The sequence below is a fragment of the Kitasatospora sp. NPDC001225 genome (assembly GCF_053597855.1).
Map to the genome: position 1 here is coordinate 23,034 of NZ_JBSFJC010000013.1, position 21,823 is coordinate 44,856.

Sequence of the window (21,823 nt, forward strand, 5' to 3'; positions counted from 1 at the left end):
CTGGGGGCGGGCCGGCCGCTGCTGCGGCCGGCCCAACCTCCGTCAGACCTCTTCGACGCTGCTGGGCTCGCGCCGGGACAGGTCGATGCCGAGCTCCTCGGCGGCGCGGAACACGTCCTCGTCGGAGTCCCGCATCTCGATGGACTGGCCGTCCGAGGACAGCACCTCCACGTTGAGGCAGAGCGACTGCATTTCCTTGATGAGGACCTTGAAGGACTCGGGAATGCCGGGCTCGGGGATGTTCTCGCCCTTGACGATGGCCTCGTAGACCTTGACGCGGCCGAGGACGTCGTCGGACTTGATGGTGAGCAGCTCCTGGAGCGCGTAGGCGGCGCCGTACGCCTCGAGGGCCCACACCTCCATCTCACCGAAGCGCTGACCACCGAACTGCGCCTTACCACCGAGCGGCTGCTGGGTGATCATCGAGTACGGACCGGTCGAGCGGGCGTGCAGCTTGTCGTCGACCAGGTGGTGCAGCTTGAGGATGTACATGTAGCCGACCGAGACCGGCATCGGGAACGGCTCGCCGGAGCGGCCGTCGAACAGCCGGGCCTTGCCGGTGGAGTTCACCAGGCGCTCACCGTCACGGGTGAGGGTGGTGTTGTCCAGCAGGCCGGTGATCTCGTCCTCGCGGGCGCCGTCGAAGACCGGGGTGGCGAGGTTGGTGCCGCCCTCGACCGTGTCGGCGCCGATCGCCTGGAGGCGCTGGGCCCACTCGTCGGCGAGGCCGGAGACGTCCCAGCCCTGCTTGGCGAGCCACCCGAGGTGGATCTCCAGGACCTGTCCCGGGTTCATTCGGGACGGGACACCCAGCGGGTTGAGGATGATGTCGACCGGGGTGCCGTCCTCCAGGAACGGCATGTCCTCGACCGGCAGGATCTTCGAGATGACGCCCTTGTTGCCGTGACGGCCGGCGAGCTTGTCACCGTTGGTGATCTTGCGCTTCTGGGCCACGTAGACGCGGACCAGCTGGTTGACGCCCGGGGGCAGCTCGTCGCCCTCTTCGCGGTCGAAGACGCGGACGCCGATGACCTTGCCGGACTCACCGTGCGGCACCTTCAGCGAGGTGTCGCGGACCTCACGGGCCTTCTCGCCGAAGATCGCGCGGAGCAGGCGCTCCTCCGGGGTCAGCTCGGTCTCGCCCTTGGGCGTGACCTTGCCGACCAGGATGTCGCCGGTGACGACGTCGGCGCCGATGCGGATGATGCCGCGCTCGTCGAGGTCGGCCAGGACCTCCTCGGAGACGTTCGGGATGTCCCGGGTGATCTCCTCGGGGCCGAGCTTGGTGTCACGGGCGTCGACCTCGTGCTCCTCGATGTGGATCGAGGAGAGGACGTCGTCCTGCACGAGGCGCTGCGACAGGATGATCGCGTCCTCGTAGTTGTGACCCTCCCACGACATGAACGCCACGAGCAGGTTCTTGCCGAGGGCCATCTCGCCCTCGTCGGTGCACGGGCCGTCGGCCAGCACCTGGTTGACCTCGACCCGGGCGCCCTCGTCCACGAGCACCTTCTGGTTGAAGGCGGTGCCCTGGTTGGAGCGGGTGAACTTGGCGGCGCGGTACGTGGTGTACGTGCCGTCGTCGTTGGCCACGGTGACGTAGTCGGCCGAGACCTCCTGGACGACACCGGCCTTCTCGGCGGTGATGACGTCCGCGGCGTCGACGGCGCAGCGGTACTCCATGCCGGTACCGACCAGCGGGGCCTCGCTCTTCAGCAGCGGCACCGCCTGGCGCATCATGTTCGAGCCCATGAGCGCGCGGTTGGCGTCGTCGTGCTCGAGGAACGGGATCATGGCGGTCGCGACCGACACCATCTGGCGCGGCGAGACGTCCATGTAGTCGATCTCGGAGCCCGGGATGTAGTCGATCTCGCCGCCACGGCGGCGGACCAGGACACGCGGCTCGGCGAAGTGCAGGTCCGCGGTCAGCGGGGCGTTCGCCTGGGCGATGACGTAGCGGTCCTCCTCGTCGGCCGTCAGGTAGTCGACCTTCTCGGTGACCACACCGTCGACGACCTTGCGGTACGGCGTCTCGATGAAGCCGAACGCGTTGACCCGGCCGTACGAGGCCAGCGAGCCGATCAGACCGATGTTCGGGCCTTCGGGCGTCTCGATCGGACACATGCGGCCGTAGTGCGAGGGGTGCACGTCACGGACCTCGAAGCCGGCGCGCTCACGGGAGAGACCGCCGGGGCCGAGCGCGGACAGACGACGCTTGTGGGTCAGGCCCGACAGCGGGTTCGTCTGGTCCATGAACTGCGACAGCTGGCTGGTGCCGAAGAACTCCTTGATGGAGGCGACGACCGGCCGGATGTTGATCAGGGTCTGCGGCGTGATCGCCTCGACGTCCTGGGTGGTCATGCGCTCGCGCACGACGCGCTCCATACGGGCGAGACCCGTACGGACCTGGTTCTGGATGAGCTCGCCGACGTTGCGCAGGCGGCGGTTGCCGAAGTGGTCGATGTCGTCGACCTCGACCACGATGTCGCGGCCCTCGTCGTCACGCCACTCGGTCTCGCCCGCGTGCAGCTTCACCAGGTACTTGATCGCACCGATGATGTCGGGCTCGGTGAGCACGCCGGAGTCCAGCGACTCGGCGTTGCCCAGCTTGCGGTTGACCTTGTAACGGCCGACCTTCGCGAGGTCGTAGCGCTTCGGGTTGAAGTAGAGGTTCTCCAGAAGCGTCTGCGCGGCCTCGCGCGTGGGCGGCTCGCCCGGGCGCAGCTTGCGGTAGATGTCCAGCAGCGCGTCGTCCTGGCCCTGGGTGTGGTCCTTCTCCAGGGTGGCGCGCATCGACTCGTACTCGCCGAACTCCTCGAGAATCATCTCGTTGGTCCAGCCGAGCGCCTTGAGCAGCACGGTGACGGACTGCTTGCGCTTGCGGTCGATGCGGACGCCGACCATGTCGCGCTTGTCGATCTCCATCTCCAGCCAGGCACCACGCGAGGGGATGACCTTGCAGGAGTAGATGTCCTTGTCGGACACCTTGTCCAGGGTGGAGTCGAAGTACACACCCGGGGAGCGGACCAGCTGCGACACGACGACACGCTCGGTGCCGTTGATCACGAACGTGCCCTTGTGGGTCATGAGCGGGAAGTCGCCCATGAAGACCGTCTGAGACTTGATCTCACCGGTCTCGTTGTTGGTGAACTCGGCGGTGACGAAGAGCGGGGCCGCGAACGTGAAGTCGCGGTCCTTGCACTCGTCAATGGAGTTCTTCGGCGGCTCGAAACGGTGGTCGCGGAAGGTCAGCGACATCGACCCGCTGAAGTCCTCGATCGGGGAGATCTCCTCGAAGATCTCCTCCAGACCGGACTTCGTGGGGACGTCCTGACCACTCTCCAGGGCCGCCTCGACCCGGGACTTCCAGGCCGCGTTGCCGAGCAGCCAGTCAAAGCTCTCGGTCTGCAGGGCCAGGAGGTTGGGGACCTCGAGGGGCTCCTTGATCTTCGCGAACGAGACGCGGAGCGGGGCGGTGGATGCGGCGGAATTGTTCGAGGCGTTGCGCGGCGCGGCCAAGAGGGGGGTCCTTCCGAGGGCTCGGAGCTCACTACGCGCGTACCAGCCGGGCCTTCACGGGCTTGGTCCCGCCTCCTCGCCACTGGCCTCCGCCGGGATCGAAGTCCCAGGTCAGAGCCGCTTTGCGGAGGCGATGCCAGACCCCTTCAGGGCAACGCAAACTCCGGGCGACGAGTCACGGAGCAGCTAACAGGCAGCGCAAAGGGACAGTGTAGCCAATGGCCACACTGCTGTCCAGCTCTGATTCGGAGACCGAATCGGAGACTCCTCCCGGTAGCCGGCGAGCGCGGACGCCCACCGGGTACTGCTCTAACTCACGTGGAGTCATTTCCCGCCGGAGCCACTGGTTATGCATCCAGTAGCGGACCAACCGGGCGGACTCGCGCCTTGAGAATCGCGCGCCCCGCCGGGTTCGTCAAGGGCCCGCCGACGGTGCGGGCCTCGACCGGTCTATCGACCGCGACCCCCTCGGCGTTACAGAAGCCGTGGTGGGGCCGCCCTCGACGACGGTGATCACCATACCGTCCGGCACCGACGGTGCCGAGTGGGCGTTCGGCCACACCGGTGGACCGGGCCGGCCGGGGGCGGCGGAACGGGGCCCCGCGCCCGGCCCAGGGGCCCGGGAACGCGAAAAAGCCGGGCCGACCACCCGCAAGGGTGATCGGCCCGGCTTCAGGCCCCCTCAGAGGGGGCGAGAAGTCACTTGACGGTGACCTTGGCGCCGGCACCCTCGAGGGCGGCCTTGGCCTTCTCGGCAACGTCCTTGGCAACCTTCTCCAGGACCTTGGCACCAGCGGTGTCAACGAGGTCCTTGGCCTCCTTCAGGCCGAGGGAGGTCAGGGTGCGCACCTCCTTGATGACCTGGATCTTCTTGTCGCCGGCACCATCGAGGATGACGTCGAACTCGTCCTGCTCCTCGACGGCCTCAACGGCGGCCGGGCCACCGGCGGCGGCAACGGCGACCGGGGCGGCAGCGGTGACGTCGAACTTCTCCTCGAAGGCCTTCACGAAGGCAGCGAGCTCGATGAGGGTGAGCTCCTCGAACTGCGCGAGCAGCTCGTCCTGGGTCAGCTTCGCCATGATGGCGTCCTTCCACTAAATCGGCAGGTGGTGCCGTATGTACGGGTTGGGCGGGCACGGGCCCGCAGCGAGGCGTGAGCCTGCCGAATTACTCGGCGGCCGCGTCCTCGGCGGCGGGAGCCGGCGTACCGGCACCGCCCTGCTCGACCTTGTCGCGCAGCGCGTCCACAGTGCGGACGAGCTTCGACGGCAGGGCCTGGAAGAGCGCGGCAGCCTGGGACTGCTTGGCCTTCAGGGCACCCGCCAGCTTGGCGAGCAGCACCTCGCGGGACTCGAGGTCCGCGAGCTTCTTGATCTCATCGGCGGACAGCGCCTTACCGTCAAGGACACCGCCCTTGATGATGAGAGCGGGGTTCTCCTTGGCGAAGTCACGCAGAGCCTTCGCCGACTCCACCGGGTCACCGGTGACGAAGGCGACAGCCGTCGGACCGTTGAACAGGTCGTCGAGCTCCGTGATCCCGACCTCATTGGCCGCAATCTTGGTCAGCGTGTTCTTCACCACGGCGTACTCGGCGTTGTCGCCGAGCGAGCGACGCAGGGTCTTGACCTGCTTCACCGAGAGACCGCGGTACTCGGTCAGCAGCGCCGCGGAGGAGCCACGGAACTTGTCCGTGATCTCGGCGACGGCGGCAGCCTTGTCGGGCCTGGCCATAGGCTTACGCCTCCTTCCGTGATGTCGAAGTCGGGCCGACCGCAAAAGTCGACCTGGGTCGCCGCGGACCGACTGGAGGGAAGGAAAGCTCCTGCGAAAACGCAATGAGCCCCGGTGCGCAGGCGCACGGGGCTCGTGACGACCTCGACGGGCGATCGCGCGAACGCGGACCCGGAAGTCGAAGCTCCAGACACACCTGCGCGGGCTGCCTGCGACGAAGCGCAGATCCTTCGGCCACCGATCCCTGACGGGCGCGGCGACAACCAGCGGTCTTTGGCTTCGGCAACAGTAACCGGAGCCCCTCACCAGGTGCAAATCGCCCTCGGACGGGGCGTCCCCCGGGGTCGCCGCGGCACGGGTCGTCAGTGCGGCGGGCCGATGGGCCGGCGGGCCGGCGGCTCAGCGGGCCAGCGGGGAGACCGTCCGGACGCCGGTGTCCACGGTGTCCGACTCGGCCGGCGCCTGCGCCGAGAGCAGCGCCCCGGCGAGGTCGGTGTAGAGCACCGAGTCGTCCTGCCGGCCGCTGTCCCCGGTGCCGGTCCGCTGGAGCCGGACCAGCTGGTCCTTGTCGTTGAGCCAGAGGTCCAGGGTGAGCGAGGCCGAGCCGCCGGGCGAGAGCGCGGCCCGCAGGCCGTCCCGGCGGGCCGCGGTCAGCTGGGCCTGGGCGGCCGCGTACTTCTCGGCGGTGGTGGCGACCCGGTAGTGCTCGACGGTCGAGTCCTCGAACTTCTCCTCGCCGACGAAGACCGGGTCCGTCCCCTCGGCGGTGGCCGCGGTCAGCGCCTCGACCGGGTTCAGCAGGTCGATCAGCCCGGCGTACGGGACCTCCTTGTGGCCGTCCGCGTCCGGCGGGACGGTGAAGCGCTCCCAGTGCCGGCCGCCCTGCCTGGCCGCGGTGGCGGCGTCCCCGCCCTGGTAGGCGACGGTGTCCACGACGATCAGCTGCTCGGCCTCGGCGGGGGTGGAGCGCTTGATCTGGAGCGCGGTCTTGGGCTGCCAGAACAGCGGGCCGGACCCGGCGTCCGGGCCCAGCCGGTAGCTGACCTTGGCCCGCCGGGCGGTCTGCATGGCCAGCTGGGCGGAGAGCAGCACCCCGTGCGGCGAGCGGTCGGTGGGCTTGGCCTGGGCGCTCGGGGAGGCGGTGGACGGCGAGGCGCTGCTCAGGCTCGGGCTGCCGGACGGCGTGGCGGACGTCTCCCCGCCCCCGCCGCACCCGCTCAGCCCGCTGGTCAGCAGGGCGACGACGGCCACCGCCGCCAAGCGCTGCCGTGCCGCCATCGTCCGTTCCCCTCTCGTCCGCCCCCGTCCGACGGCGGCCCCGTTCCGGCCACCTTGCCACCCGTCTCCGACCGGCCCGGTGGCGGCCCCCCTCGGGCGGGCGGGTCCACCGGGTCGGCCGAGCCCGGACCGGCGCCGGGGCTCCGGTCCGGGGCGGCGGGGATCAGCTGCCGGCGGCGGCCTTCTGGAGGTCGGCGAGGTCGATGTAGTCCACCGGGGTGGCGGCGATCACCGGGGTGCCGTAGTCCGAGTAGCTGACGGAGACGTTCACCGCGCCGACCTTGCTCTCGGCCTGCTCGGTCCGCTTGACCACGAGCTTGTCGGCGTCGACCCAGACGTCGACCTGCTCGCTGGCGATGCCGGCCGCGTCCAGGCCCTTCTTGATCCGGTCGGCCTGCGCCTGGGTGATGCCCTGGGTGGAGGCGATGGCCAGGTCCGCGGCGCTGATCACGCCGGAGTAGTGGGTGGTCGCCTTGCCGTTCACCGTCTCCGGGCCGACCTCGGTGACCTTGCCGCCGGCGATCAGCGTCCGGACGCCCTGCACCGGGTCCGCGCTCTGCAGCTGGTCGGTCGCACCGCCGGAGGCCTTGGCCATGTCGGCCATGGTGTAGCGCACCCAGCGCGGGCCGCTGTTCTGCAGCAGCTCCCCGCCGAGGCCCAGGAACACCGCGTCCTTGGTGTACAGGTAGTGCGCCTTCGGCCCGCCGGTGATCGGCGCCAGGACCTTGCCCAGCGGGGAGCCCGACAGGTCCATCGCGAGGTCGGCCTCCAGGCCGTCGGCCCAGGACAGCGCGCCCTGGCCCTTCATGGTGATCTCGCCGACCTGGATCAGCTCGTCGACCTTCGCCGACTTGGCCGCACCGGTCTTCTGGGTGACCTGCTCCAGGAAGACCGCCGGGCTGACCTTCTCCGGCTTCGCGCCGGTCGGGGCGGCGGCCGACGGGGTGGCCGGGGCGGCGGCCGTGGTCGGCGCGGCCGGGGCGGCGTTCTTGTCCGCCGGCTTGTCGTTGTTGCACGCGGTCGCGGTCAGCGCCAGGGCGGCGAGGACGACGGTGACGGCGGCCTTGCGGGTTCCAGCCATGACTTCCCCCCTCGAAGAGCTGATTGTCAGCTCTTCTCATGCGTTTCTCATCCGGACTCTAACGGATCGCCGGAAGCCCCACGCGCCGGATATCCGCTCCCCCGTCACCCGCCGGCGGCGGGCGTCGCGTCCGCCGCTCCGGGAGCCGAGACATCGGTCGTGGTGACCGTGGTTCCCGCGCTCCCCCGGACCGTCTCGCGCAGCCGCAGCAGCTGCATGCCGGGGCCGACCCAGACGTCGTAGCCGATCGCCGTCACCCCGTGCCGCTGGTACCAGTCCAGCGTGGCGGCCCGCCGCTGCGGGCTCAACTCGTCGTCCTTGCCGAACAGTTCGGCCACCGGCGCGGAGCCCCGGTAGTGCGCCACGGTCACCCCGGCCAGCTGCTCGCCGCCGAGCGAGGTGAGCTTGACGCCCTGCGCGACCTCGTACGCCCGGCTGCCCGGGTTGGTGATCAGCGCGGTCGTCCAGCCGCCCGCGAAGCCCTCCGGGTCGGGGCCCGCCGCGGGGTCGACCGACTCGGCGGTGCTCCGCTCCGCGTGCTTGGCCGCGCCGCCCTGGTAGACGAGGTCGAGCGCGCCGTCCTTCACGGTCAGCCGTCCGGTGCCCAGCTCGTCGGTGACGGCCAGCCCGGCCTCGTCCGCGGCGCCCCAGACCAGGGAGCCGCTCGCGGTGCGCCGGCCGGCCGGGCCCTCCTGGACCACGTCGATCCGGGCGCCGCCGGCGTCGTCCAGCCCCTGCGCGGCCGAGAGCACCACCTGCTTGGGCGGCACCGGCGCGGGGCCCCCGGGGGTGCGGGTGGTCGGGACGGCCAGCAGGCTGCACCCGGTGGTGGTGAGCAGCAGCAGGGCCGCCACGAGAACGGTGGGGCGAGGGGCGGGCAGCACGGCACACTCCGGCGGTCACAGGTGCTCCACATGGTCTGACCGGCAGAGCGTACGACGGTTCGGCCCGTCGTTCCCATCCGCCGGTGTCCCGATCCGGCAACCGTTCCGGCCCCTCGGCCCGACCGGCCCGCGCCGGGCCCCGTACCGGCTCCCTCCCCGGGAACGACGGCGGGCCCGCACCCCCGGTGAAGGGGGTACGGGCCCGTCGTACGGACTGCTCTAGAGCACTGGGGCTCAGACCGCGGCCGGGTCCTCCTCGGCGAGGAGGTTGCGGGTGCGGTTCGGGTCCACCAGGACGCCGGGGCCCATGGTGGTCGAGAACGCGGTCTTCTTGATGTAGCGGCCCTTGGCGGCGGACGGCTTGGCGCGGAGCACCTCGTCCAGCGCGGCGGCGTAGTTCTCGACCAGCTGCTCGTCGGTGAAGGAGGCCTTACCGATGATGAAGTGCAGGTTCGAGTGCTTGTCGACGCGGAACTCGATCTTGCCGCCCTTGATCTCGTTCACGGCCTTGGCCACGTCCGGGGTCACGGTGCCGGTCTTCGGGTTCGGCATCAGGCCACGGGGACCGAGCACGCGGCCGAGGCGGCCGACCTTGCCCATGAGGTCCGGGGTGGCGACGACGGCGTCGAAGTCGAGGCGGCCCTTGGCGACCTCGTCGATGAGCTCGTCGGAGCCGACGATGTCGGCGCCCGCAGCACGCGCGGCCTCGGCACGCTCGCCGGTCGCGAAGACCAGGACCCGAGCGGTCTTACCGGTGCCGTGCGGGAGGATCACGGTGCTGCGGACCATCTGGTCGGCCTTGCGCGGGTCGACGCCCAGACGCATGGCGACCTCGACGGTGCCGTCGAACTTGGTGGTGCTGGTCGCCTTGGCGAGGCGGACGGCCTCGAGGGGGGCGTAAAGGCGCTCGCGGTCGACCTGGGCGTCCGCGGCCTTCAGGGCCTTGCTGCGCTTCATGGCTGCTCCTGAATGATGAATGGAGTTGTGGTGTCACGGGCCTGCGCGGGCCCTACCACAGGGGACGAGAAGGGAACTCAGCCCTCGACGGTGATGCCCATCGACCGGGCGGTGCCGGCGATGATCTTCTCCGCGGCGTCCAGGTCGTTGGCGTTCAGGTCGGGCATCTTGGTCGTGGCGATGTCGCGGACCTGGGCGCTGGTGAGCTTGGCGACCTTGGTCTTGTGCGGCTCGCTGGAGCCCTTGTCGACACCCGCGGCCTTCAGGATGAGGCGCGCGGCCGGCGGCGTCTTCGTGATGAAGGTGAAGGAACGGTCCTCGTAGACCGTGATCTCCACCGGCACGATCATGCCGCGCTGCGACTCGGTCGCAGCGTTGTAGGCCTTGCAGAACTCCATGATGTTGACGCCGTGCTGGCCCAGCGCGGGGCCGACCGGCGGCGCCGGGTTGGCCGCACCGGCGTTGATCTGGAGCTTGATAAGCCCCGTGACCTTCTTCTTCTTGGGAGGCATGTCTCTCCGGGTCCTTCCGAGAGGTGATTGCTGGTGCGTGCGAAACCGGGGCGACACCCGGCCGCCAGCACACACATCGGACCAGGCTAACGCGTCAGCGCCGCTGGACCAAAACGGGTTCGGGGCGGAGGCTCCTCGCCCCCGCCCCGAACCCGAAGACGGTATGACTAGTTCTTCTGGATCTGGTCGAAGGAGAGCTCGACCGGGGTCTCCCGGCCGAAGATCTCGACCAGGCCCTTGACCTTCTTCGAGTCCGGGTTGATCTCGTTGATGGTCGCCTGGAGGGTCGCGAACGGACCGTCGGTGACGGTGACCGAGTCGCCGACCTCGAAGTCCAGCACCTGGATCTCGCTCGGCTTGATCGGCGAGGGCTTGCCGGCCTCCTTGGCCGCCTGGCGCTCGACGTCGGGGGCGAGCATCTTGACGACCTCGTCCAGGGTCAGCGGGTACGGGTCGTAGGCGTTGCCGACGAAGCCGGTGACACCCGGGGTGTTGCGCACGACGCCCCAGGACTCGGGGGTGAGGTCCATGCGCACCAGGACGTAGCCGGGGAGCTTGTTCTGGCGGATGGTCTTGCGGTCGCCGTTCTTGATCTGGACGACCTCCTCCTGCGGCACCTCGGCCTGGAAGATGTACTCCTCGACGTTCAGCGAGACGGCGCGCTGCTCCAGGTTCTGCTTCACCCGGTTCTCGTAGCCGGCGTAGGTGTGGATCACGTACCACTCGCCCGGCATGAAGCGCAGGTCCTCGCGGAACTTGGCGACCGGGTCGACCTCGTCGGCCGACTCCTCCTCGGCCTCCTCGGCGTCCTCGGCCTCCTCGGCGTCCTCGACGGACTCCTCGGCCTCGGCGTCGCCCTCCACGTGCAGCGCGGCCTCCTCGGCGGGCTCGCCGGCCTCGGCCTCGTCGTACGCCTCGACCTCGTCCTCGTCGCTGTCCGCGGCGTCCACGATCTGCTCGGCGGACTCGGCGTCGTCAGCCGGCTCGGCCGCGTCCAGCTCGGCGGCGCCATCCGCCTCGCGGACGGTCTCGTCGGCGTCGTACAGGGGGGACTCAGACACGGTGGCGGCTTCTTTCCTGGAGATGGTGAAGGTGGCGCGCTCCTCGACCGGCCCGGCGGACGGCCGCTCGCGCGGGCGCCAGGTGAGGTCTCGGAGACTTCAACAGTACCGAGTCCACGGTAGCCGCGCGTACGTCCGGCGCCGACAGCTCGACCCGGGCCGAGTAATCGGCCCGGGTCGGGAGGCTGTTCGAGAGGTGGGGCGGCCGGTCAGCCGAAGACCAGGAGGCTCAGCTTGGAGAAGCCGTAGTCCAGGCCGGCCACGAAGGCCATCATGACCACCACGAAGGTGACGACCACGGCGGTGTAGTTGGTGAGCTCGCCGCGGGTCGGCCAGACGACCTTGCGCAGCTCGGCGATGATCTGGCGGTAGAAGAGGGCGGTCCGTGCGAACAGGCCCTTCTTGGCCCGCTTGCCCGACTTCTTCTGCTTGCCGGACTTCTTGTCGCCCTCGGCCGATGCGATCTCGGCAGCGCCGTCGGCACCCTCGGGGTTGCCGCTCTCAGGCGTTGCGGTGGAGCCCGTGGTCTCCGTCACTCGTCCTCACCTGAATCCGGGTCCTGCCGGCTTCGCCGCGCACCCGGTGGGGGCGGCCAGTCGGCTAGCGGTGCTGATCGGTGCCATCTCCGCATCAAGCCCGCTCACTCCTGTGGAGCGAACGGGCTGAAAACGGATCTAGCAGCAGGGCAAGAGGGACTCGAACCCCCAACCGCCGGTTTTGGAGACCGGTGCTCTACCAATTGAGCTATTGCCCTACGGTGCCTCGCGGCTCCGGTGGCGACCAACCTACCGTATCTCCCCCCGCTGTCTGTACAGGCGGTGAAAGCTCCGGTTCTCGGCGGGCCGTCGAGCAGCGAGTGTACGTGGTCGAGGGGTGTTTGGTCGAACTTCTTCTTCCGGCTTCTCTTCCGGACCGGCCGCTCCCCCGGCGGACGTCCGGTCCGGCGGGACCCCTTCCGACGGACCGTCGGGCCGCGATTCGGACGGGAACGTACGGATGCCGATACCCCGATGCCCGGTAGGTCCCGGTTCTGCGACGATGCAGGCATGAGCGCTTCCACCCCGCAGCCCGACCAGTCCATCCGCCCCGCCGACCGCCGGGTCTCCGCCCGGATCGGCGCGATCGCCGAGTCCGCGACCCTCGCCGTGGACGCCAAGGCCAAGGCCCTCAAGGCCGCCGGCCGCCCGGTCATCGGTTTCGGTGCCGGCGAGCCCGACTTCCCCACCCCGGACTACATCGTCGAGGCGGCCGTCGAGGCCTGCCGCGACCCGAAGAACCACCGCTACACCCCGGCGGGTGGCCTGCCCGAGCTGAAGGCCGCGATCGCCGCCAAGACGCTGCGCGACTCCGGCTACGAGGTGGACGCCTCCCAGGTGCTCGTCACCAACGGCGGCAAGCAGGCGATCTACGAGGCGTTCGCGGCGATCCTGGACCCGGGCGACGAGGTCATCATCCCGGCCCCGTACTGGACCACCTACCCGGAGTCGGTCCAGCTGGCCGGCGGCGTCCCGGTGGAGGTCGTCTCCGACGAGACCACCGGCTACAAGGTCTCGGTCGAGCAGCTGGAGGCCGCGCGCACCGAGAACACCAAGGTGGTGCTGTTCGTCTCGCCGTCCAACCCGACCGGCGCGGTGTACACCGAGGCCGAGGCCGAGGCGATCGGCCGCTGGGCGCTGGAGCACGGCCTGTGGGTGCTCACCGACGAGATCTACGAGCACCTGGTGTACGGCGACGCCACCTTCACCTCGCTGCCGGCCCTGCTGCCCGAGCTGGCCGAGAAGTGCATCGTGGTCAACGGTGTCGCCAAGACCTACGCGATGACCGGCTGGCGGGTGGGCTGGGTGGTCGGCCCGAAGGACGTCATCAAGGCCGCGACCAACCTCCAGTCGCACGCCACCTCGAACGTCTCCAACGTCGCCCAGCGCGCCGCCCTGGCCGCCGTGGCCGGCGACCTGGACGCGGTCGCCGAGATGCGCGAGGCCTTCGACCGCCGCCGCAAGACCATCGTGCGGATGCTCAACGAGATCGAGGGCGTGCTCTGCCCCGAGCCCGAGGGCGCCTTCTACGCCTACCCGTCGGTCAAGGGCCTGCTGGGCAAGGAGATCCGCGGCCGACGCCCGCAGACCTCCGCCGAGCTGGCCGCCCTGATCCTGGACGAGGCCGAGGTCGCGGTCGTCCCGGGCGAGGCCTTCGGCACCCCCGGCTACCTGCGGCTCTCCTACGCGCTCGGCGACGCCGACCTGGTCGAGGGCGTCAGCCGGGTCCAGAAGCTGCTCGGCGAGGCCCGCGACTGACCTCGGGTCCGTCCGCCGACGTCAACCCGACGCCAGGGTTTCACCCGACGCACCGCCCCCTTTCACCCCTTCAGGGGATGTAGAGGGGGCGGTTCCCGTTCAGGGGCCGTATACGGCAGTATCGGTGAATGGAACGCCTGTTGAACCCGCGAGACGTCAGGGGCCTCCCGAAGGCCCACCTGCACCTGCACTTCACCGGCTCGATGCGGCCCGCCACCCTCCTGGAGCTGGCGGACAAGCACGGCGTCCGGCTGCCGGAGGCGCTCAGCTCCGGCGAGCCGCCCCGGCTGCGGGCCACCGACGAGCGGGGCTGGTTCCGCTTCCAGCGGCTGTACGACACCGCCCGCTCGGTGCTGCGGGACGAGGAGGACATCCGCCGGCTGGTCCTGGAGACCGCCGAGGACGAGCGGCGGGACGGCTCCCGCTGGCTGGAGATCCAGGTCGACCCGACGTCCTACGCGCCCCGGCTGGGCGGGCTGATCCCCGCCCTGGAGCTGATCCTGGACGCGGTGGAGCACGCCGCCGCGGCGACCGGGGTGGGCATCCGGGTCCTGGTCGCGGCCAACCGGATGAAGTCCCCGATGGACGCCCGGACGCTGGCCCGGCTGGCCGTCCGCTACGCCGACCACGGGGTGGTCGGCTTCGGCCTCTCCAACGACGAGCGCCGGGGCCTGGCCCGGGACTTCGACCGGGCCTTCGCGATCGCCCGCAACGGCGGGCTGCTGGCGGCCCCGCACGGCGGCGAGCTGTCCGGCCCGGAGTCCGTCCGGGACTGCCTGGACGACCTGGGCGCCGCCCGGATCGGCCACGGCGTACGGGCCGCCGAGGACCCCCGGCTGATGGAGCGGCTGGCGGACCGGCAGGTCACCTGCGAGGTCTGCCCGTCCTCCAACGTCTCGCTCGGCGTCTACGAGCGCCCCGAGGAGGTGCCGCTGCGCCGGCTCTTCGACGCCGGGGTGCCGCTCGCCCTGGGCGCGGACGACCCGCTGCTGTTCGGCAGCCGGCTGGCCGCCCAGTACGAGCTGGTCCGGGACGTGCTGGGCTTCTCCGACGCCGAACTCGCGGAGCTGGCACGGCAGTCGGTGCGCGGCTCGGTCGCGCCGGAGGCCGTCCGCAAGGAGCTGCTGGCGGACATCGACGCCTGGCTGGTCGGCGACCGCGCCCCCGCGGAAGCGGCCGCCGTACCCGCCTAGCAGTGCTAGAGCTTGACGCCCACCATCACCGGCTCGTTCACCAGCTCCACCCCGAAGGCCGCGCGGACCCCGTCCCGGATCTCCCGGGCCAGTGCCAGCAGGTCCTCGGCGGTGGCCGAGCCGCGGTTGGTGAGCGCCAGGGTGTGCTTGGTGGAGAGCGTCGCCGGGCCGCCGCCGTAGCCCTTGCCGAAGCCCGCCCGGTCGATCAGCCACGCCGCCGAGGTCTTGGTGCAGCCCTCCGGGGCCGGGTAGGCGGGGGCGTCCTCGGTGCCCGGGCGGGTGCGGAAGGACTCGTACTGCGCGGCCGTGAGCACCGGGTTGGTGAAGAAGGAGCCCGCCGACCAGGTGTCGTGGTCCGCCGGGTCCAGCACCATGCCCTTGCCGGAGCGCAGCAGCAGCACCGCCGTCCAGGCCGTGCCGACCGCGACCCGGGCGCCCGGCTCGACGCCCAGGTGCCGGGCGGTCTCGGCGTAGCGGACGGGGGTGGAGAGCCCGTCGTTGTCCTCCAGGCGGAACCGCACCCGCAGCACCACGTAGCGGTCCGGCTCGGCCTTGAAGCGGCTGTGCCGGTAGGAGAACCCGCACTCGGCGTTCGGGAGGGTGACGACCTCGTCGGCGGTGCGGTCGTACGCGACCACCTCGGTGATCGACTGGGCGACCTCCTGGCCGTACGCGCCCACGTTCTGCACCGGGGTGGCGCCCGCGGAGCCGGGGATGCCGGCCAGGAACTCGATGCCCGCCAGCCCGTGGTCGCGCACGGTCCGGTGGACCACCTCGGACCAGGTCTCGCCGGCCGCGACCTCCAGCGCGGTGCCGTCCAGGGCGAAGCCCTCGGTGGCGATCCGCAGCACGGTGCCGGGGAAGCCGGCGTCGCCGATCACCAGGTTGGAGCCGCCGCCGAGGACGAGCAGCGGCTCGCCGGCCGCGTCGGCCTCGCGGACGGCGGCGATCACCTCGTCGTCGGTGTGGGCGGTCACCAGGCGGCGGGCCGGGCCGCCGAGCCGGAGCGTGGTCAGCGGGGCGAGGGGGGCGTCGTTTTCTACCAGCACGCCCACCAGCGTACGGGGGAGGGGTCCGCCGACCGGAACGCGATTCCCGTCGGCGGGCCCCTCCCCTACGCCCCCGTTCAGACCCGGGCCGGCTCGGCCCGGTCCGCCGCCTGCTCCCCCGCCGCCGCGACCGGCGCCTTCCGCCGCCGCGGGATGAACACCGCGGCGAGCGCGCCGAGCCCGACGGCGGCGGCGCCGACGTACAGCGCGGGCACCAGCCCGTCCGTGAAGGCCCGCACCGACTGGTAACCGCCCTGCCCCGAGAACACCGCCGCGAGCACGGCGACCCCGAGCGCCCCGCCGACCTCGCGCAGCGCGTTGTTGGCGCCGGAGGCGATCCCCTGCTCCTGCGGCCGGACGCTGGCCATCACCAGCTGGGCGGTCGGGCCGAAGTACAGCGACATGCCGATCCCGCAGATCACGGTGGCCGGTATCTGGGCGACGTAGTCGAGGCCGGTGCTCCCGTCCACCACCAGGCCGTACAGCGCCAGGCCCGCGGCCTGTAGCGCCAGCCCGGCGACCACGATCGGCCGGCCGCCGATCCGGTCGGAGAGGATGCCCGCGATCGGCGAGACCAGCAGCGGCATCGCCGTCCACGGCAGCATCCGGATGCCCGCCTCCTGCGGGCTGAAGCCGCCGACGCCCTGGAGGTACTGGCTGATCAGGAAGATCGAGCCGAACATCCCCAGGTACATCAGCAGGCTGGCCGCGTTGACGGCGGAGAAGGCCCGGCTGCGGAACAGTCGCATCGGCAGCATCGGGTGGGCGGCGACCCGCTGCTCGTACCGGACGAAGGCGGCCAGCAGCAGGGTGCCGCCGATCAGGGCGCCGAGGACCAGCGGGCTGGTCCAGCCGTCCGGGTTGCCGCGGATCAGGCCGAGGACGACGCCGAACATCCCCAGGCTGACCAGCAGGGTTCCGGGCACGTCCAGGGCCCGGCCCGGGCCCCGGCTCTCGCCGAGCCGCAGGTAGGCCAGCGGCAGCAGGACGAGGCCGACCGGGACGTTCACCCAGAAGATCCACTGCCAGGAGAAGTGCTCGGTCAGCGAGCCGCCGATCAGCGGCCCCGCGGCGACGGCGAGGCCGCTGACCCCCGACCAGATGCCGAAGGCCATCCCCCGCTTGCCTTCGGGCACCGCGGCGGTGAGCAGGGTGAGGGTGAGCGGCATCATCACCGCGGCCCCGGTGCCCTGGACGGCGCGGGCGGCGATCAGTTCGCCGATGCCCGGGGACAGCGCGGCCGCGGCGGAGCCGGCGGTGAAGACCGCCAGCCCGACCAGGAAGATCCGGCGGCGGCCGAAGCGGTCGCCGAGGGCGGCGCCGAACATCAGCAGCACGGCGAAGCTCAGGGTGTAGGCGCTGACCGTCCATTCGAGGTCGGACAGTCCGCCGCCGAGCTCCTCGCGGATCGACGGCAGCGCGGTGGTGACCACCAGGTTGTCCAGGGCGGCCATGAAACTGGCCGCGCTGACGATCACCAGGGTCCAGACCGCCGCTCTGCCCATGGCAGGTTTCTCCGTCATGACGTCCCCCAGGTTCCTTAGGTAGTTATTGCTCAATAACTTCTTTGGGCCGAAAAGAGGCCGCACGGACACCCCGTGCGGCCCGTCCATCCGGGCGGCGCGCCTACTCGGGCGGCTCGCACCCGTCGAAGCCGGCCCAGATCCGGTGGTCCGGCGGATAGCCGAGCGCCACCAGGGTGTTGATCAGCATCCCGTACGCGAAGAACTGCGTGGCGTCCTTCATTCCGCCGCCGATCCGGATCCTGACCCGGTCGAACAGGTCCTCCCACAGCAGCCGGGCGGTCTCCCCCACCTCGTCCTCACCGGCCGCCCTGGCCGCGGACGCCGAGACGTAGAGCTGCATCTGCATCATGAGCTGGTCGCCGTTCTCGACCAGGCCCAGGTACGCGGTGGACATCGCCTCCGCGGCCGCCTCGCCGGACAGCCCGGCCGAGGCCTCGTCGAACACCCGCCAGGTCTCCTCGACGCAGCGCTCGGCGGCCGCGGCGAAGATCGCCTGCTTGCTCGGGAACAGCCGGAACAGGTACGGCTGCGAGACGCCCACCCGGCGGGCGATCGCCTCGGTGGAGGTGCCGTGGTACCCGCCCCGGGCGAACTCGGTCAGGGCGGCCCGGACGACGCTCTCGCGCCGCTCCTCCGCGCTCATCCGGATGCTCGACTTCGCCATGGACCCCAAGTTAGTGGCCAATCACTATCTACGCAAGGCCCGCGCCGGCGGCCGGAGATCCCGTACGGGACCCCGGCCGCCGCGACCCCCGGGGCCGCTCAGCCGAGCCGGACGACGGCCCGGGACATGCCGAGCACCTTCTGGCCGCCCGTGGTGGCCAGCAGGTCGACCTGCACCCTGCGGTCGTCCAGCTTCTTGGCGACCTTGGCCGAGACCTCGACCACCGCACCGACCCCGTCGTTCGGCACCGGCACCGGACGGGTGAACCGCACGCCGTACTCGACCACCGCGGCCGGGTCGCCGACCCAGTCGGTGACCACCCGGATCGCCTCGGCCATGGTGAACATGCCGTGCGCGATCACGTCCGGCAGGCCGACCTCCAGGGCGAACTTCTCGTTCCAGTGGATCGGGTTGAAGTCCCCCGAGGCCCCCGCGTACCGCACCAGTGTGTCGCGGGTCACCGGGAAGGACTGCGCCGGCAGCTCGGTGCCGACCTCGACCTCGTCGTAGTCGATCGCCATCGCGCTCACTCCCCCGCCTCGTCGGCGGCCCGGGCCACCAGGGTCATGACCGACGTCACAACGTGCCCGCCGGTCGCGTCCGTCACCTCGCCACGCACGGTGAGCACGTCGTTGCCCGCCAGCGACTTGATGTTGTCGATGGTCACCGTGACCGACAGCCGGTCACCGGCCCGCACCGGGCGGGTGTAGGCGAACTTCTGGTCGCCGTGCACCACCCGGCTGAAGTCCAGGCCCAGCTCCGGGTCCTCGACCACCTGGCCGGCCGCGCGGTAGGTGATCACGAACGGGAAGGTCGGCGGGGCGATCACGTCGGGGTGCCCCAGCGCCTTCGCCGCCTCCGGGTCGGTGTACGCCGGGTTGGCGTCGCCGACCGCGGTCGCGAACTCGCGGATCTTCTCCCGGCCGACCTCGTACGGCTCGGTGGGCGGGTAGCTACGCCCGATAAAGGAGGGGTCGAGCGCCATGGCGGCTCCTCGGAACGCGGGTGGATACGAAAAAAACTCCGGGCCGCACCCCCTGTGAGGGATGCGGCCCGGAGCAAGAGACCTGAATTCACACAGGCCCGTCGCCCTGCAAGAGGGTCAGCGGGTCTCGCGGTGCGCGGTGTGCGAGTTGCAGCGGGGGCAGTGCTTCTTCATCTCAAGACGGTCCGGGTCGTTACGCCGGTTCTTCTTGGTGATGTAGTTCCGCTCCTTGCACTCCACGCAGGCCAGCGTGATCTTCGGGCGGACGTCGGTGGCAGCCACGGGAGTGCCTTCCTTGGACAACGAATAAGAACACAACAAGAGTAGCCGACCGGGAGTGCGATCTCCCGACCGACTACGCGGGGTAGCGGTGACCGGACTTGAACCGGTGACACAGCGATTATGAGCCGCTTGCTCTACCAACTGAGCTACACCGCCACAGTGATCCGCGGCACAGCCGGAGCTGACCGCTTCTCACCAGAGCCCCCATGCGGAATCGAACCGCAGACCTTCTCCTTACCATGGAGACGCTCTACCGACTGAGCTATAGGGGCGAACGAGGAAGAGATTACACGTTTCGCGCCCGGAGGTGAAATCCGTATCCCGCGGCGAAGACCGCAGGTGGGCGAGGGGTACGGACGGACGATCCAAGGCCCGGCGTTCGATCGGCCCGCGAGCCGCACGGCCCGACCCGATACGACTATTGCCCGCCTCCCGGCGACCCGCCCCCCGGGCCCATAGGCTCGACGCTCATTGATCGGGAGGACTGGCCGGCGGTACGGGCCAGCCGTACGGGGCCGACCGCACGGGCCGGCCCGAGAAGGAGCCGGGCGATGGACAGCGCAGCCGCCGACGGGCCGCACTCCGGGCCCGGCCCGGCGGCCAACCCGCTCGGGCACGGCCCGGTCCTGCTCCTCACCGGCGCCCGGCTGGCGGACGGGCGGGTGGTGGACGTCCGGATCAGCGGCGACCGGATCCAGGCGGTCGGCACCGTCGGCAGCCTCGGCCCGCTGCCCGCCCTGCCCGGCGCGCCCACCGTCACCACCGGCGCCCGGATCGACCTGCGCGGCTACCTGCTGCTCCCGGCCCCCGCCGAGGCGCACGCCCACTACGACACCGCCTTCTCCGCCGCCCTGCCCACCCCGCCGCCGGACACCCCGGCCGACCTCACCCGCCGGGTCACCGAGGCCGCGCTGACCTCGCTCGGCTACGGCGCCACCGCCCAGCGCACCCACGTCCGGATCGGCGACGTGCACGGGCTGCGCCGGCTGGAGGCGGTGCTGACCGCCCGGCAGGCGCTGGGCGGACTGGCCGAACTCCAGGCGGTGGCGATGCCCCGGCTGCTCACCGGACGGGCCGGCGCGGACGGGCGGGCACAGCTGCGCGAGGCGCTCAAGCTGGGCGCCACGGCGGCCGGCGGCTGCCCGGAGCTGGACCCGGACCCGGCCGGGTACGTGCAGCTGCTGCTGGAGGCCGCCCGGGAGGCGGACTGCCCGGTGGACCTGCACACCGGCGCCGGCGACGCCGCCCAACTCGCCCGGATGACCGGGGCGTTGGCCCCGCTGCGACCCCGGGTGGCACTCGGCCCGTGCGGGGCGCTGCCCCGGGGCGCGTCGACGGTGCTGGCGACCAGCGGGGTCCGGGTGGTCTGCCTGCCGCAGAACGGCTGCTGCACCGGCATGGAGGGCCGCTCGGCGGGCCTGCGGCCGGGCCTGGTACGGGAGTTGGCGGCCGCCGGGGTGCCGCTGGCGGCGGGCAGCGGGGCGCTGCGCGACCCGTCCAACCCGGTCGGCCGGGCGGATCCGCTGGAATCGGCCTACCTGCTGGCGGCCGGTGGGGAGTTGACCCCGGAGGCGGCGTACGACGCGGTGGCGAACCAGGCCCGGGCGGCGCTCGGCCTGGCACCCGTCCGGGTGGACGCCGGGTTCCCGGCGGAGCTGCTGGCGGTGCGCGGGGACAGCCTGGCCGGGGCGCTCGCGGGCGGGCACAGCCGGCTGGTGGTGCACAGCGGCCGGGTGGTCAGCCGGACCAGCGCGGTCCGGGAGTTCGCGGACACGGTGGCGCTGGCGCTGCCCCGGCAGTCCGGGGGCGGGGACGGCTGAGCCGGTCCCGGAGTGGGCCTGATGGCCCCTGACGGCAGATGGGGGCGCGCGACTGGTGTCGCGCGCCCCTCCCCCACCTGCTGGCCGCCTCGGGCGGCGGCTGGAGCGGCCCCGGACCTCCCCCACACGGAGCAGGGGCCGCTCGTTCGACACCGACACTACGCCCGCGGAACACCGCCGCCGAGCGGCCTTGACGCCCCCCTGTCGCCCACCGGGCCGCTCTTGACGGCTCGTTGACGGGGGCGCGCCGGCACCGGTGCGCCGGTCCGTCACGGCACGTACCGGTACCCGATCCCCGGCTCGGTGACCAGGTGCCGCGGCCGGGCCGGATCGCGCTCCAACTTGCGGCGCAGCCCCGCGAAGTAGACCCGCAGATAGTTGCCGCGCCCCTCCTGAGCCGGGCCCCACACCTCGCGCAGGATCTGCCTCCCGGGCACCAGCCGGCCCGGGTTGGCGAGCAGCAGGGCGAGGATGCGCCACTCGGTCGGGGTGAGCCGGACCGGTCCGTTCGGGCCGTGCACCGCGGTGGCCGCGAGATCCACGGTATGGTCGCCGATCACCGGCCGGCCCAGCGGCACGTCGCCCAGCGGCCGGCGCAGCACGGCGCGCAGCCGGGCCAGCAGCTCGTCCATCAGGAACGGCTTGGTGAGGTAGTCGTCGGCGCCCGCGTCCAGGGCGCCCACCTTGTCGGCGGCGTCCGTCCGGCCGGAGAGCACGATGATCGGCACCGCGCTGTGGGTGCGCAGGCCGCGCAGCACGTCCATGCCGTCGAGGTCGGGCAGGCCGAGGTCGAGCAGGACGGCGTCCGGGGCGCTGTGCGCGGCGCGGTCCAGCGCCTCCCCGCCGCTGGCGGCGGTGCGGACGGCGTAGTGCCGGGCGCTGAGGTTGATCCGCAGGGTGCGCAGGAGGGCGGGTTCGTCGTCGACGACCAGAATCTCACTCATGCGCCCGCCTCGCTTCGCTCGGCAGTCGCTTCGCGAGACACG

At 71.4% G+C, this 21,823-nt stretch carries 20 protein-coding genes and 3 tRNA genes; 3 read left to right on the forward strand and 20 right to left on the reverse strand.

Annotated features, from left to right (window positions below; genetic code table 11):
* Positions 1-42: 42 nt before the first annotated feature.
* From rpoB to ACWDCZ_RS06760, 11 genes are all read right to left on the reverse strand, one after another.
* Positions 43-3,519 carry a DNA-directed RNA polymerase subunit beta gene (gene rpoB / locus ACWDCZ_RS06710; RefSeq protein ID WP_074003975.1) on the reverse strand — a complete coding sequence of 1,159 codons (3,477 nt, stop codon included), beginning with the start codon at positions 3,517-3,519 and terminating at the stop codon, positions 43-45.
* 699 nt (positions 3,520-4,218) lie between these two features.
* Positions 4,219-4,602, reverse strand: a complete 384-nt coding sequence (rplL, locus tag ACWDCZ_RS06715) for a 50S ribosomal protein L7/L12 (RefSeq protein ID WP_198959424.1) — start codon at positions 4,600-4,602, stop codon at positions 4,219-4,221.
* Positions 4,603-4,687: 85 nt separating this feature from the next.
* Positions 4,688-5,251 carry a 50S ribosomal protein L10 gene (gene rplJ, locus ACWDCZ_RS06720; RefSeq protein WP_045693068.1) on the reverse strand — a complete coding sequence of 188 codons (564 nt, stop codon included), beginning with the start codon at positions 5,249-5,251 and terminating at the stop codon, positions 4,688-4,690.
* A 399-nt stretch (positions 5,252-5,650) separates the two neighbouring features.
* Positions 5,651-6,529, reverse strand: coding sequence for a hypothetical protein (locus tag ACWDCZ_RS06725; protein WP_049651980.1), 879 nt, complete (start codon positions 6,527-6,529; stop codon positions 5,651-5,653).
* Between the two features lie 163 nt (positions 6,530-6,692).
* Positions 6,693-7,610, reverse strand: coding sequence for a LolA-like protein (locus tag ACWDCZ_RS06730; RefSeq protein WP_387967132.1), 918 nt, complete (start codon positions 7,608-7,610; stop codon positions 6,693-6,695).
* Positions 7,611-7,714: 104 nt separating this feature from the next.
* Positions 7,715-8,494: a hypothetical protein gene (locus ACWDCZ_RS06735; protein WP_049651982.1), complete on the reverse strand. Its 780-nt coding sequence runs from the start codon at positions 8,492-8,494 to the stop codon at positions 7,715-7,717.
* A 234-nt stretch (positions 8,495-8,728) separates the two neighbouring features.
* Positions 8,729-9,451: a 50S ribosomal protein L1 gene (gene rplA / locus ACWDCZ_RS06740; protein ID WP_049651983.1), complete on the reverse strand. Its 723-nt coding sequence runs from the start codon at positions 9,449-9,451 to the stop codon at positions 8,729-8,731.
* Between the two features lie 77 nt (positions 9,452-9,528).
* Positions 9,529-9,963: a 50S ribosomal protein L11 gene (gene rplK / locus ACWDCZ_RS06745; RefSeq protein WP_049651984.1), complete on the reverse strand. Its 435-nt coding sequence runs from the start codon at positions 9,961-9,963 to the stop codon at positions 9,529-9,531.
* A gap of 167 nt (positions 9,964-10,130) precedes the next feature.
* Positions 10,131-11,024: a transcription termination/antitermination protein NusG gene (nusG, locus tag ACWDCZ_RS06750; protein WP_416873603.1), complete on the reverse strand. Its 894-nt coding sequence runs from the start codon at positions 11,022-11,024 to the stop codon at positions 10,131-10,133.
* Positions 11,025-11,233: 209 nt separating this feature from the next.
* A complete protein-coding gene (secE, locus tag ACWDCZ_RS06755) occupies positions 11,234-11,560 on the reverse strand; it encodes a preprotein translocase subunit SecE (RefSeq protein WP_049651985.1) in 327 nt (108 codons plus the stop codon).
* A gap of 145 nt (positions 11,561-11,705) precedes the next feature.
* Positions 11,706-11,778, reverse strand: a tRNA-Trp gene (locus ACWDCZ_RS06760).
* Positions 11,779-12,070: 292 nt separating this feature from the next.
* Here ACWDCZ_RS06760 and ACWDCZ_RS06765 point away from each other — a divergent pair.
* Both ACWDCZ_RS06765 and ACWDCZ_RS06770 read left to right on the forward strand, forming a co-directional pair.
* Complete coding sequence (locus tag ACWDCZ_RS06765; protein ID WP_375876145.1) at positions 12,071-13,318, forward strand: pyridoxal phosphate-dependent aminotransferase; 1,248 nt, start codon at positions 12,071-12,073, stop codon at positions 13,316-13,318.
* 128 nt (positions 13,319-13,446) lie between these two features.
* Positions 13,447-14,511: an adenosine deaminase gene (locus ACWDCZ_RS06770; protein ID WP_049651987.1), complete on the forward strand. Its 1,065-nt coding sequence runs from the start codon at positions 13,447-13,449 to the stop codon at positions 14,509-14,511.
* Positions 14,512-14,516: 5 nt separating this feature from the next.
* Here ACWDCZ_RS06770 and ACWDCZ_RS06775 read toward each other — a convergent pair whose 3' ends face one another.
* The 8 genes from ACWDCZ_RS06775 to ACWDCZ_RS06810 all read right to left on the reverse strand — a co-directional run bounded on the left by ACWDCZ_RS06775 (position 14,517) and on the right by ACWDCZ_RS06810 (position 19,289).
* A complete protein-coding gene (locus ACWDCZ_RS06775) occupies positions 14,517-15,560 on the reverse strand; it encodes a UDP-N-acetylmuramate dehydrogenase (protein WP_449815386.1) in 1,044 nt (347 codons plus the stop codon).
* A 77-nt stretch (positions 15,561-15,637) separates the two neighbouring features.
* Positions 15,638-17,083 (reverse strand): MFS transporter, encoded by a 1,446-nt coding sequence (locus ACWDCZ_RS06780; RefSeq protein WP_449815387.1) that lies wholly within the window; start codon positions 17,081-17,083, stop codon positions 15,638-15,640.
* A 103-nt stretch (positions 17,084-17,186) separates the two neighbouring features.
* Positions 17,187-17,750 carry a TetR/AcrR family transcriptional regulator gene (locus tag ACWDCZ_RS06785; RefSeq protein WP_234348396.1) on the reverse strand — a complete coding sequence of 188 codons (564 nt, stop codon included), beginning with the start codon at positions 17,748-17,750 and terminating at the stop codon, positions 17,187-17,189.
* Positions 17,751-17,848: 98 nt separating this feature from the next.
* Positions 17,849-18,271: a MaoC family dehydratase gene (locus ACWDCZ_RS06790; RefSeq protein ID WP_049651990.1), complete on the reverse strand. Its 423-nt coding sequence runs from the start codon at positions 18,269-18,271 to the stop codon at positions 17,849-17,851.
* A gap of 5 nt (positions 18,272-18,276) precedes the next feature.
* Positions 18,277-18,735 (reverse strand): MaoC family dehydratase N-terminal domain-containing protein, encoded by a 459-nt coding sequence (locus ACWDCZ_RS06795; protein ID WP_117488252.1) that lies wholly within the window; start codon positions 18,733-18,735, stop codon positions 18,277-18,279.
* Positions 18,736-18,852: 117 nt separating this feature from the next.
* Entirely contained in the window at positions 18,853-19,017 is a 165-nt protein-coding gene (gene rpmG / locus ACWDCZ_RS06800; RefSeq protein ID WP_006604855.1) for a 50S ribosomal protein L33, read from the reverse strand.
* Between the two features lie 83 nt (positions 19,018-19,100).
* A tRNA-Met gene (locus ACWDCZ_RS06805) sits at positions 19,101-19,173 on the reverse strand.
* Positions 19,174-19,216: 43 nt separating this feature from the next.
* Positions 19,217-19,289 (reverse strand) — tRNA-Thr (locus tag ACWDCZ_RS06810).
* A gap of 279 nt (positions 19,290-19,568) precedes the next feature.
* Between ACWDCZ_RS06810 and ACWDCZ_RS06815 the strand changes: the two genes are divergently transcribed.
* A complete protein-coding gene (locus ACWDCZ_RS06815) occupies positions 19,569-20,837 on the forward strand; it encodes an amidohydrolase family protein (protein ID WP_074003979.1) in 1,269 nt (422 codons plus the stop codon).
* A gap of 269 nt (positions 20,838-21,106) precedes the next feature.
* Here the strand turns inward: ACWDCZ_RS06815 and ACWDCZ_RS06820 are convergent, their stop codons facing one another.
* Complete coding sequence (locus ACWDCZ_RS06820; protein ID WP_049652081.1) at positions 21,107-21,781, reverse strand: response regulator; 675 nt, start codon at positions 21,779-21,781, stop codon at positions 21,107-21,109.
* Positions 21,782-21,823: the final 42 nt, after the last annotated feature.

Bases quoted from the DNA above. Each gene is read 5' to 3' on its own strand.
- ACWDCZ_RS06725 (WP_049651980.1), bottom strand. From the start codon at position 6,529: ATGGCGGCACGGCAGCGCTTGGCGGCGGTGGCCGTCGTCGCCCTGCTG.
- ACWDCZ_RS06770 (WP_049651987.1), top strand. From the start codon at position 13,447: ATGGAACGCCTGTTGAACCCGCGAGACGTCAGGGGCCTCCCGAAGGCC.
- ACWDCZ_RS06790 (WP_049651990.1), bottom strand. From the start codon at position 18,271: ATGGCGATCGACTACGACGAGGTCGAGGTCGGCACCGAGCTGCCGGCG.
- ACWDCZ_RS06780 (WP_449815387.1), bottom strand. From the start codon at position 17,083: ATGACGGAGAAACCTGCCATGGGCAGAGCGGCGGTCTGGACCCTGGTG.
- rplK (WP_049651984.1), bottom strand. From the start codon at position 9,963: ATGCCTCCCAAGAAGAAGAAGGTCACGGGGCTTATCAAGCTCCAGATC.
- rplJ (WP_045693068.1), bottom strand. From the start codon at position 5,251: ATGGCCAGGCCCGACAAGGCTGCCGCCGTCGCCGAGATCACGGACAAG.
- ACWDCZ_RS06795 (WP_117488252.1), bottom strand. From the start codon at position 18,735: ATGGCGCTCGACCCCTCCTTTATCGGGCGTAGCTACCCGCCCACCGAG.
- ACWDCZ_RS06785 (WP_234348396.1), bottom strand. From the start codon at position 17,750: ATGGCGAAGTCGAGCATCCGGATGAGCGCGGAGGAGCGGCGCGAGAGC.
- ACWDCZ_RS06815 (WP_074003979.1), top strand. From the start codon at position 19,569: ATGGACAGCGCAGCCGCCGACGGGCCGCACTCCGGGCCCGGCCCGGCG.
- rplA (WP_049651983.1), bottom strand. From the start codon at position 9,451: ATGAAGCGCAGCAAGGCCCTGAAGGCCGCGGACGCCCAGGTCGACCGC.
- ACWDCZ_RS06730 (WP_387967132.1), bottom strand. From the start codon at position 7,610: ATGGCTGGAACCCGCAAGGCCGCCGTCACCGTCGTCCTCGCCGCCCTG.
- ACWDCZ_RS06820 (WP_049652081.1), bottom strand. From the start codon at position 21,781: ATGAGTGAGATTCTGGTCGTCGACGACGAACCCGCCCTCCTGCGCACC.
- ACWDCZ_RS06765 (WP_375876145.1), top strand. From the start codon at position 12,071: ATGAGCGCTTCCACCCCGCAGCCCGACCAGTCCATCCGCCCCGCCGAC.